Source organism: Methanosarcina sp. DH1 (genome assembly GCF_020804205.1).
In the GTDB taxonomy this organism is placed as follows: domain Archaea; phylum Halobacteriota; class Methanosarcinia; order Methanosarcinales; family Methanosarcinaceae; genus Methanosarcina; species Methanosarcina vacuolata.
Window position 1 is genome coordinate 106,963 of sequence record NZ_WJBJ01000011.1, and the last position, 11,615, is coordinate 118,577.

7 protein-coding genes and 1 pseudogene are annotated in these 11,615 nt (G+C 39.7%); 4 read left to right on the forward strand and 4 right to left on the reverse strand.

Annotation, left to right across the window (positions count from 1 at the left end; translation table 11 throughout):
* Positions 1–40: 40 nt before the first annotated feature.
* Both uvrB and FXW07_RS06250 read left to right on the forward strand, forming a co-directional pair.
* Positions 41–2,053: an excinuclease ABC subunit UvrB gene (gene uvrB / locus FXW07_RS06245; protein WP_229394687.1), complete on the forward strand. Its 2,013-nt coding sequence runs from the start codon at positions 41–43 to the stop codon at positions 2,051–2,053.
* A gap of 758 nt (positions 2,054–2,811) precedes the next feature.
* The gene (locus FXW07_RS06250) at positions 2,812–3,750 is read left to right on the forward strand and encodes a hypothetical protein (RefSeq protein ID WP_229394688.1); all 939 of its coding nucleotides are present in this window, start codon (positions 2,812–2,814) and stop codon (positions 3,748–3,750) included.
* A 474-nt stretch (positions 3,751–4,224) separates the two neighbouring features.
* On the opposite strand, the gene FXW07_RS06255 is transcribed toward FXW07_RS06250, so the two are convergent.
* From FXW07_RS06255 to FXW07_RS06265, 3 genes are all read right to left on the reverse strand, one after another.
* Complete coding sequence (locus FXW07_RS06255) at positions 4,225–5,568, reverse strand: APC family permease (RefSeq protein WP_229394689.1); 1,344 nt, start codon at positions 5,566–5,568, stop codon at positions 4,225–4,227.
* Positions 5,569–5,968: 400 nt separating this feature from the next.
* A complete protein-coding gene (locus tag FXW07_RS06260) occupies positions 5,969–6,778 on the reverse strand; it encodes an epoxyqueuosine reductase (RefSeq protein ID WP_229394690.1) in 810 nt (269 codons plus the stop codon).
* Between the two features lie 655 nt (positions 6,779–7,433).
* Positions 7,434–7,790, reverse strand: coding sequence for a hypothetical protein (locus tag FXW07_RS06265; RefSeq protein WP_229394691.1), 357 nt, complete (start codon positions 7,788–7,790; stop codon positions 7,434–7,436).
* Between the two features lie 649 nt (positions 7,791–8,439).
* Between FXW07_RS06265 and FXW07_RS06270 the strand changes: the two genes are divergently transcribed.
* Positions 8,440–9,294 carry a MerR family transcriptional regulator gene (locus FXW07_RS06270; RefSeq protein WP_229394692.1) on the forward strand — a complete coding sequence of 285 codons (855 nt, stop codon included), beginning with the start codon at positions 8,440–8,442 and terminating at the stop codon, positions 9,292–9,294.
* 603 nt (positions 9,295–9,897) lie between these two features.
* Here the strand turns inward: FXW07_RS06270 and FXW07_RS06275 are convergent.
* Complete coding sequence (locus FXW07_RS06275) at positions 9,898–10,623, reverse strand: DUF2971 domain-containing protein (RefSeq protein ID WP_229394693.1); 726 nt, start codon at positions 10,621–10,623, stop codon at positions 9,898–9,900.
* 787 nt (positions 10,624–11,410) lie between these two features.
* On the opposite strand from FXW07_RS06275, the pseudogene FXW07_RS06280 reads away from it, so the two are divergent.
* A pseudogene (locus FXW07_RS06280) lies at positions 11,411–11,615 on the forward strand (MerR family transcriptional regulator); the annotation flags it as partial.

The window sequence follows — 11,615 nt, forward strand, 5'->3', positions numbered from 1 at the left end:
TCCGTCATTTAAATCTCCGGAATTTTAAGGTTTTGGTTCTATGAAATCTTCTGATAAGACATCCCAAGCTGTATCTAATAAAATATCCGAAACACTACGAGATGCCCGATATTGGGACAGCCCGCAGTTCCAGCTGGTTTCCGATTTTGAGCCGAAGGGTTCCCAGCCGCAGGCAATCGAAAAACTTGTGGAGGGGCTGAAAGAAGGAGAGCGATACCAGACCCTGCTTGGGGTAACAGGGTCAGGGAAGACCTATACCATTGCAAACGTTATAAACCAGGTCAGGAAACCGACCATCGTTATTGCTCACAATAAAACCCTTGCCGCCCAGCTTTATAATGAGTTCAGGGAGTTCTTCCCTGAGAACCGGGTGGAGTATTTTGTTTCCTATTACGACTATTATCAGCCTGAGTCCTATCTTCCTGCCAGAGACCAGTATATTGAAAAGGATGCTCAGATTAACCCGAAGATCGAGCAAATGCGGCTTGCTGCTACTGCTTCCCTGATGTCACGCCAGGATGTTATTGTAGTGGCATCCGTATCCTGTATCTACGGGCTTGGCAATCCTGAAAATTTCCAGAAAATGGGGTTTGAATTAAAGGTTGGAGATAAGGTTCCTAGAAAAGAAATCCTGCAAAAGCTCGTTGAAATCCAGTTCGAGCGAAACGACCTTGAACTTATGCCAGGGCGCTTCAGGGTAAAAGGAGATACCATTGATATTATTCCCGGATACTTTGACAATATTATCCGGATTGAGCTCTTCGGAGATGAGGTCGACCGGATTTCCGAAGTGGACAAGCAGACCGGTCAGCGAACGGAAGAAATGGACTATTTCTTTGTTTATCCTGCAAGGCACTATGTAATTCCTGAGGAAGAGCAGAAAAGTGCAATTCAGTCCATCCTCGAAGAGCTTGAAGAACATCTTCCTGAGCTTGGTCTTCTTGAGTCGCACAGGTTGAAGCAGCGCACGATTTATGATATGGACATGATTCAGGAAACCGGCAGTTGCAAGGGTATTGAAAACTACTCAAGACATTTTGACCACAGACAACCGGGAGAACAGCCTTTCTGCCTGCTTGACTATTTCCCTGAGGATTTCCTGATGGTCATCGATGAGAGTCACCAGACCATCCCTCAGCTTCACGGGATGTACAACGGAGACCGCTCAAGGAAGAAGAACCTTGTTGACTATGGGTTCAGGCTTCCGAGTGCCTACGATAACAGGCCTCTGAAGTTCGATGAATTTGAGGAGTACATGAAAAACGTCATCTTTGTTTCGGCGACTCCTTCAGACTATGAGCATGAGCATTCAGCTCAGATCGTGGAGCAGATTATCCGTCCTACAGGACTTCTCGACCCTGAAGTGGAAATTCGTCCTCTTGAAGGTCAGGTAAGGGACGTTATGCAGGAAGTACGGAAGATTGTGGAAAGGGGAGACCGTGCTCTTGTAACTACCCTGACAAAGAAGCTTGCAGAAGAACTGACTGAGTACCTTGCCAGGAATGAAATCAAAGCCCGTTACCTGCACTCGGACATTAAAACGATGGAAAGAACTGAGATTATCCGCGAGCTCCGCCTTGGCAAATTCGATGTCCTTGTCGGGATCAACCTGCTCAGGGAGGGACTTGATATTCCGGAAGTGGGTTTCATTGGCATCCTGGATGCGGACAAGGAAGGTTTCCTGAGAAACTCAAAAAGCCTGATCCAGATCATAGGCCGCGCAGCCCGGAACGCCAGCTCGAAGGTTGTCCTGTACGCCGACAATATGACGGATTCTATCAAAAGTGCCGTTACAGAGACAGAACGCCGCCGCTCCATGCAGATTGCCTATAATAAGGAACACGGCATCGTCCCGGAAACTATCAGGAAACCCATCCGGGAAAAGGTCGTGGATATCACTGACACCAAACACATCCCGAAAACCGATATTCCCAATATGATTATCGAACTGGATACTGAAATGAGGGAAGCTGCTGACAGGCTGGACTTCGAACGGGCAATCCAGGTAAGGGAATTGATAAAGAAGCTGGAGAAAGAGATAAAAGTAGTCTGAAAGGAAAGTGACTTGAGGAGGAAAATATCCTGAGAGGAAAGTGCTCGAGTGGATAAGACCTTTCTCTCTAACATCCTTTCTCTCTAACATCCTTTCTCTCTACCATCCTCTATCTAACACTCTTTCTCTCTACCACTCCTTCTCTCTACCACTCTTTCACTCTACCACTCTTTCTCTCTACCACCCTTTCACTCTAACACTTTTTTTGTATATTTTCTATAGAATTTCTGGAGAACTTTTGCCTTTTCGTTTTGCAATCTTATATCAAAAAATGGGATATTCTCCGGCTCTCTATTGAACATTTAGGAGACGGCTAGACGAAGGGTTTTAGTGCAAAAATGATATTTTCGCAGTTTGATACTAGTATTTTTATCTTTGTGTGCCAGTTTACCAGTTATGAGAAGAATTAAATTTCCTAATTGTAAAGGTTTACACTGATTTTGAAACAAGGCCAGATTTTTTGCACCATAACCTCCAGGAATACATATTGGCATAAATTTAGAAAGATATATAACAAATTATTAATATTCATGTTTTAATACAATATACGAAGTTACTTCTAAAAAATACTGAATATATACCCTGGAATTTTGGCAGTGTGCAGATTTTTCTGTAAAATCATAAATTTAAAAAGGTAAGGAGTCAAAATTCTATATCTTAAAGTTAATTCCGTCGTCCGTGTACGAAAACTTAATTCAAAATTTACAGCGAATTCGTGATACTGTCAAATTTTGTAAGATTGAACCATAAATTCGGGAATGCATAGAATGAAAAGAAAAATCAAAAATACACTGGCTATTTTGCTTGCAATCTTATTTGCATTGACACTATCAGGTGCAGTAGCAGGTGCCGACTCCGTTTCAACTACCGACAACGTTGCGTCACAAAACATTTCTCCAGTTTGGAGCAAGTGGGAAGATCTGGGCGGCGACCTTACTGAAGGTGTAGCTGTCTCCTCCTGGGCACCCGGTCGGTTGGATTGTTTCTCAGTTGGACCTAATCGGACACTGCAGCACAAGTGGTATGATGGTTCCTGGCATGACTGGGAAGATCTAGGCGGTGAACTGTATTCTGCACCTGCAGCCGTCTCATGGGATTCAAATCGTATTGATGTTTTCGCGATAGGTAAAAATAAAACTCTGCAGCATAAGGTGTTTGATGGCTCCTGGCATGACTGGGAAGATCTGGGTGGCGACCTTACTGAAGGTGTAGCTGTTTCCTCCTGGGCACCCGGTCGGTTGGACTGTTTCGCAGTTGGAGCTGATAGGACACTGCAACATCAGGTGTTTGATGGCTCCTGGCATGGCTGGGAAGACCTGGGCGGGGCATTGTACTCTGCACCTGCAGCCGTTTCGTCTGATTCACGTCGTATCGACGTTTTCGCTTTAGGCAAAGACAAATCTATGCAGCATAAGTCGTTTAATGACACCTGGTATGACTGGGAAAGTCTAGGTGGAGAATTTAATGACGGTGTAGCTGCCTCCTCCTGGGCGTCCTATCGGTTGGATTGTTTCGCAGTTGGAAGTGATTATAATACACTGAAGCACAAATGGTATGACGGTTCCTGGCATGAATGGATGTGTAGAGGCGGGGCATTGTACTCTGCACCTGCAGCAGTCTCATGGGATTCACAGCGTATCGATGTTTTCGCTATAGGTGAAAATAAAACTATGGAGCACAAGTGGTATAGTCTGTAACTCAATTAGAAATAATCTGTAACTCAATTAGTAATAGACTGTAACTCAATTAGAAATAGTCTGTAACTCAATTAGTAATAAACTGTAACTCAATTAGAAATAGACTGTAACTCAATTAGTAATAGACTGTAACTCAATTAGTAATAGACTGTAACTCAATTAGTAATAGACTGTAACTCAATTAGTAATAGTCTGTAACTCAATTAGAAATAGTCTGTAACTCAATTAGTAATTAATTATATCCTGGATTGGCAGGTAAACATAATTGTATGCACATTACAAACCCCTGCCAATTTGGGATAATAATCACTTGACGTTGGCTATTTTGTTAATAGGTGACTATCATAATTATTATTTTATAATTTTTAATTGTACAAAAATATCAGAAATCGGAATGTGAGATTTACTAAAGTAAGTATTGTAGTAATGTTTCTACAGGTAAACAGCTCTTAATCAGGTCAGATTAGACTGTTCTTATTGTTTCATAGACTGAGAGAGTTCCTGGGAGTCTTCAAGCATTACGAGTTCCTGTCTGGACTGCGAGTCTACTGCCTGCGATAATATATCTTTCTTTTTTACGGTAAACCTGAAGTAGCCAAGCCCTATCAGAAAGAGCGGATATATGACCTTCCAGGTAAACCCTGATGCCAGAAAGCTCAAAGACAGAAGTGAAAGAACCGAAAAGATCCATTTCTGCCAGCCTATTTCTGTTTTCCAGTAAGCAATTATGATGAAGCCGCAGAGGAAAATAAAGTTCTGGTTTACGAGCATCATCATAGCCGTAATGGGAACTTTGAGAAGATAGCACCCTGTAATCAGAGAAACCGACAGTGCATATAGAGTCACAAGGCTGGATAGGGGAATATTTCTTTTTGAGAGCTTTCCGAATATTGCAGGAAAAACACCTGTTTTGCCAGCTGCATAGATTAGACGGCTCGCAGTAAAGTTCCAGGAACAGGCGTTTGCTGCGAGAACTACAATTATAAGCCATATCAAAAAATTTCCGCCTGGAATGAAAAGAGCCAGACTGGAGAGACCGGCAGCTCCCTTGAGGGAAACTCCTGTAGTACTGGCTCCTACACTTATCAGGGCAAGTAAAACATAGATGGCAGCGACCAGGATAAAGCTTAACCAGTACAGGCGGGGAACGTTTTTTTCGGGGTCTTTCATCTCTCCAAGGGAAAAAGAAAGATTTTCCCAGCCCAAAAAAGCCCAGAAAAGCAAAGCTGTAACATTCCATACTGTGTTTGGAGCTACGTTTCCGTGGCCGCTCAGAGCTTCTCCAGCAATCCTCAGCCCGGAACCGACAAAATCGAAGTTAAAGACAATAATCAGCCCTATGAGGAGAAAAAGTACAGTCAGGGCTAAGTAGTTGATTAGAGTGATAGCTCTTATCCCGAACAGGTTTGAAATAAACATCAGGCTTACAAGAAGGATTGCACAAAAGGTTCCTCCCAACCCGGAAAGATTAAAAAACTGCCGCATATATTCACTGCCAATAAAAGCAATAGCAGGAAGCCCAAAAAGATATGAACCGCTTACAAGATAAGAAACCGAATATCTTCCCCAGGGGCCTACTGCTTTTTCTGCATAGCCGGCAAGCCCGGCTGTTGAAGGGAATCTCAGGCCAAGCCTGGAACAGATCTGGACTCTCGGAATGGTAACGAAGGTTATAAGAAGCCATCCAAGGATTGCTTCATGGACATTTCCTACGCTGAGAGCCAGGCCGGGCAGTGCGAGGATTCCTGTACCTATGAGCATGCAGATCGCAAGCCCTATGCCTCTCTTTAAGGTGATTGTTTTTTCGAGATCTGTCATTTTATCGTTAAGCCTATGTTTATCTTAAAGTCATCTAGTAAAACATTCTATGATATCTAATGGAATCAATACACTAACTTGAGATGAAATCAATACACTAACTTGAGATGGAATCAATAAACTAACTTGAGATGGAATCGACACCTTGCTCGAAATGGAGTCGATATACTAGCTCATCTCAACGATTAAAATGAATTTTTCACAGAAATTTTTCACAGGAATTTTCCACAGGCAATTTTGCTAGTGAAGGTGTCGGTTCACTATCTGTATGTTAACACAAAAGTTTTCAATCGCTGTTATTAGTTCTTATTTCCACTTTGAATTCGTTACAATAATCCTTAAAATTTTGGCTTCGGATTTACAGCAAATTCGAAACACTTCACCGAAGAAGGTCAGGTAATTACGGATTTTTTCCGCCATAAGATCTAACGTGCTTCCAGGCTTTATGGTGATTGGCAAAAAGGTCCTTATCTACATATATCGCATCATTATCCCTATTATATACCACTCTATCCTTTCCTACTGGACAGACCTTGATACATATACCACACGGCGAAATGTGACGCTTGTTTAATTCAGCACTATAAGAGGAACAGGTTTTCTTATCTGTAAGTCCGCTGGGGTAATCTTCCTTATTAAGAGCATTCGATGGGCACATTTTTACGCAGCGCATACAGCGGGTGCAAAGTTCAGTCTCCAGCATTGGATCTTGAGGAAGCTCGGCTGTGGACAGAATTGAACCGAAACGGACTCTGGGGCCGTATTCTGGTGTAAGGAGCGTATTATTTACTCCAAAAGTTCCTAATCCAGCGAGTAAAGCAGCATGCCTGTGAGAAAAGAATGCAGTAGGATTTTCAATGAGTACCTGAACGCTTCCATATCCGTCTCTAGGTACGAAAATAGATGGGTATCCTCTCTCGGTCAAGAAGTTGGCAAGCCTATATGTGTATTGGTCCAATAAGGTGTTTATCGTATTGTACAGTTCGTGGTAATATAAAGAGGGAGCTGTCTCTAAAACCGGTAGAGGTACAGGAAGTCCAATAACTATCACTGATTTTGCTTCGGGGTATATGGATTGAGGATAGAATTCTTCAGGCATCCATGGTAAAAAAGGAGGTTTATTCCATCTCTCAACACTGGCAACCCCAACCATGGGTATATCCATACTTTCACATTTCTGCAGGAGGGCTTTTTTCAGATCTTCAGTCATAGATTCATCCCTTCTTTATGATTCATTATTGCTACAGGGAGATAGTTTTGTTTACTCATTTGAACGTTTCAACTTATTAATATGTCCAGGACTTTCCAATCTGAGTAAACTGATTAATTAACTCTGGTAGACTTCTATCGTTTTTGAACTGAAGAATAACCAGGAAAATCAAAGACTGTAATCTATTGTATATATTTATAATCAGGGTTATAACGAAATACAAAATCAGAGATCCTATTAATGATCCAAAAATTGACATTGAATAATTCCAAAATCAAGTTCTCCCGATAATAATATCATAGGAATGAAAAAAATTAAAAAGAAAATGAGAAGCAATAATTGAGAAGGTCTCTTCTTCATGTTAATTCACACAAATGAAATGACATCCATGGTTATAGTTTCTAAAGAATTTCTACACAGTTTATAAACCAGTTTCTAACCAGTTTCTAAACTGGAACCTTATCCATATTTTTTAATGCTGTTTAACCTGAACATAAAAAAATATGTAAAGCTTTAAGCCCACGGTTTTTAGTTCTTCGATTCCAAAGTATTCACGAATTTGAACTTTATTATTTATCCGCGGACCGATCAACTCTTCCTTAAATCTGGATTTTAAACTGCAGACTTTAAACTGCCGCATTAAGCGTAATACGGGTTATATGTAGTACTCAACGTAGAAACGGTAAGCAACCTGAACTTCTTCCAGCTCCATGGGTTCCAGTTCAAAATCAGGCTGGCTGGTTTTGTAAGTTTTTTCTCCAAAATTTTTGAAGGTGACTTCGCATTTTATATTTTCAGGAAGTTGAGCCTCAAAGCTGCCACATTTATTACGGATTYCCATGACAARCTTTTCGATTTCTGCGGTACTGAAGACTTTTTTCTTTWCAGGRACGTAATTTACCTCAACTATCAGTTCTTCTTTGCTCGTTAAGTCTGCCCAGAAGCCGGAAAGTTCGGTTCCTTCTATCCTGTAGTCCTGAAGCTCAAAACTTCTCGTGATTGTATTCTTCATTTTGCCCTCTTCCATATGCGTAGTTTATAAAATGGACATATATAAACTATCTTAAAAACAAAGCCGATTCTTGAGAGGATCTCAAATTAGCTTTTAAAATCTCTAATCTAATTTGATACCCACTTTACAGGCCGCCTCAAGAGTAAACTTGATTCTACAATTGAGATGTTTTATTTGACTATAATGTTAATCTGTATCTAAAGTTTGGAAAATATCTTCGGTGTATTTAATCTTAATTCTGCAGGTCGACATTTCCTTTTTGATAATTTTTGTTGATGGTGATTTTAAAAAATGGACGCCATTTGTCACCATTTCTCACTTAACAGAACACACATGAAAAATTATTATATTTTTTATGTGGTTGGAAACCCATTTAATTTGAAGAGGATACATAAATCTCGTATTTGGAACAGTAAATCGAGTATCTGATAATGGAAAATGATCCTGAAAACTCCTATGATTTCTAGTAAAACAATTTTTGGAATGAACTCATGAGGTGGAACAGGCAAATGAAAATCAAATCCCTATGCTTCCTTGGATTTTCCCAGAAGGAAATACATATACATTCTACCACCTTAACGCGGAAGTCTCCCCCGGGGAAAAGTAAGGTTGTTTATCTAATTTCAGGACAATTACTGGATTGAGCAAGATGTCAGTAGATCAGATTCCAATCGGTAAGTTTTCTTTTATGACCCGCCTCTCGCAAAAAGCACTCAGGCTCTATGACCGGAAAGGGTTGCTTGTTCCGGAAGCAAAGGACCCTTTTACGGGATACAGGTACTATACCGTTTCCCAGCTGGAGCAGGGGATGAAAATTAAAACCCTGTGCTTCCTCGGATTCTCCCTGGAAGAAATCTCCCTGTTTTTGGATGCGGAAAGCAAAGAAGATTTTGAGTACATAGGAACAGGCTTCAGGAAGAAACTTGAGCAAACCCGGCTGGAAATCGGACAGCTGCAAAGGATCGAAGGGATCTTGCAGGGCGCCTGCAAACACAATGGAAAAGTTATGGAGTTATTCAAAATGTCTGTTACAGAACCAGTTATAAAGGAAATACCCGAGATGCGAGTAGTAAGCAAGCGCGAAAAAGGAGACTTCGTGGCAACTATTGGAAAACTTATAGGTGAAATCTGCACAAGCGTCGGCAGCCCTGAAAACCAGCGAAACCGTGTAAAAGTTACAGGTCCTGTTATGTTCCTCTGCCATGACGATGAATACAAAGAAACCRGGGCTGATATCGAGATTGCCCTGCCGGTATCGGGCAGGATTTCAGTCGAAGACCCGAAAATGGAAGTAAAAACCCTACCTGCCATAAAAGTTGTTTCAGTAGTCTACCGGGGACCGTATCCAGGAGTTGAAGCCGGTTACAACCTGATTTTCTCGTATGCAAGGGAGAATAACCTGGAAACTCTGAGCCCGAGCAGGGAATTGTATTTCAATAGCCCTGAAGAAGTTCCTGAAGAAGAGCTTATGACTGAAATTCAGGTCCCGATAAGGGAGAAGTAATTTGCTTTCTGCTCCAGAGAGCTGGAGCAATTCTTTTTTCTAAAAGGATACTGTTTTCTAAAAGCGTAATAGTGCTACAATTCTAAAGTAGATTCATAAAACTTGACTTTCAATATATCCAAAGACTACAGATTCTTTAGGAAATGAGGAGTTAATTTCGGAATCGAAGCACTAGGGTCGTTTATCATTTGTTGATTGATATTATTCCTAAATAATGAAATAAAGCCTTTTGATTCACTTTTCCAGCCATTTGTCTTTTCATAATACTATCGCAGTGTAAGTAAATAAATGCAATTGGAAGCAGTGTTTGACTTATATCATCAAAACATCAATCGGATATTAGTGGACGACCAGCACTAGTGTCATGGCAACTTAGTTATGATACATCAATACATAGACAATACTTCATCTGTAGTCCCGATCTTATAGTCACGAGGCTAAATAATGCAACTGCCCAATAAGGTACAATGAAGTTTTTTGTTGCAACAATTACAGGCGTGACTATAATTATAATGACCCATAACTAAATTGCTTAGACACTAGTAAAAGGATGAAAAGGAATTCCTCAGCATTAAAAATCAGAAACAACGTAAACCATTTTTATCATTGAAGGCTAGAGATATAATTTTCTATGTCCATTATTTTTTCGATTTTTAGTTCATATTTGCCGATTTTTTCCTTAGCTTCGAAAAATTCGACTTTAAATCCTTCTATTAAGTAATTTTCTTTTAAGTAATTTTCATTAATAATATTGTATACTCTTATAACGTCTCTTTTATCTATTTTTAATCCAAAAATAACTCTTTTTAAACATCTTTTGTCATATTTTAGAACCCTTGGTTCGCGGATATGTGATTCAGGAAGTATCATTCTGTATTCACATTCATACTCCCATGTATTTAATTTTGTGAATACACGGTCATCTGCTATCTTATTATTTTTATGTGGATTGTCAAATATATTCACAACACATAGATCATCACTAAGATCATATATTACGTTTCTAAATTCACCTACGGACGGTGATTTATCAGTATCCGATTCATACAGAAGCATAGAATAGTATTCATTTTCGTCACTACCTTCAAACCCTAGACAAATACCCTGGTGAGAGTCTGCATAGTGGCTCCACATTAGAATATTATCACATTTGCTGCTAAAACAACAAACTATTGGAACTTTTAGATACGATGACGCATTGTGAGGACAAACTAAACCGTTGTCTTCTTTCTTAAAACCGTTTACTTTTTCTTCTGCTTGTTTAGGACTACATTCATATTTCTCACATAATAAATCGATCCATTGTTCTTTTGTACCTGCAAAATCCATACGAATTCTACAATCAAACGGATCATTAAAATTATTCGGATCGTTAAAATATAGTTGATTTTGAGCTAAATTTCTTAATGTGTAATTTTTACAGTTATAGTCCTTGTCATAGCACTCTGCAAGACTTAGATATTTATAAAATATGTTCGGCTTGACCATTTGAATCCCAACAAATTACGTACAGCTTATTACTTATCTTCTTTCTTTTCGATCTGTGACCCGGCCATAATCCCAAATTACGCACCGAATATATAAATCCCATTTTCACCAGCATTGGAAGGAAATATTATAAGAAATTAGTTTATTTTCAAGCAGTTTCAAATCGTCTTAGCCAGTATCGTAAAATCGTTTTTTCAAGGAAATTTTTTCCTATATAATATCTATAGGGAATTTTGAGGGTAAAAATTTGTTTTTTAGTTGTTAGTAGGCTTTTTCCGTAACTGTTTGAAAACAAATCAATTTCTTATAAAAATGCCTGTTGATACCGCTAAAATATGTGGTTTATATAGTAGTTATTAAAAAACATTATCTGTGACCGCCGAATAATGCCCGAGGGCGAAGGTAGTCACATGAAAATCGTGATGGGTATAAACCTCTTCAATTATTTGTATATTTAAATTTCTAAGGTTAGAGTAATAAAGAAAAATTAGATAAAACGATCATTAAAATAATCTTTAGAACGACAGAACTACCATGTAGTCTAGTGTCATGGCGATTTAATTATTGAGCGTAAATAAAAGAAGTACCTGAGATTCGAGTAATAAGCAAGCGCGAAAAAGGAGACTTCGTGGCAACTATTGGAAAACTTATAGGTGAAATCTGCACAAGCGTCGGCAGCCCTGAAAACCAGCGAAACCGTGTAAAAGTTACAGGTCCTGTTATGTTCCTCTGCCATGACGATGAATACAAAGAAACCRGGGCTGATATCGAGATTGCCCTGCCGGTATCGGGCAGGATTTCAGTCGAAGACCCGAAAATGGAAGTAAAAACCC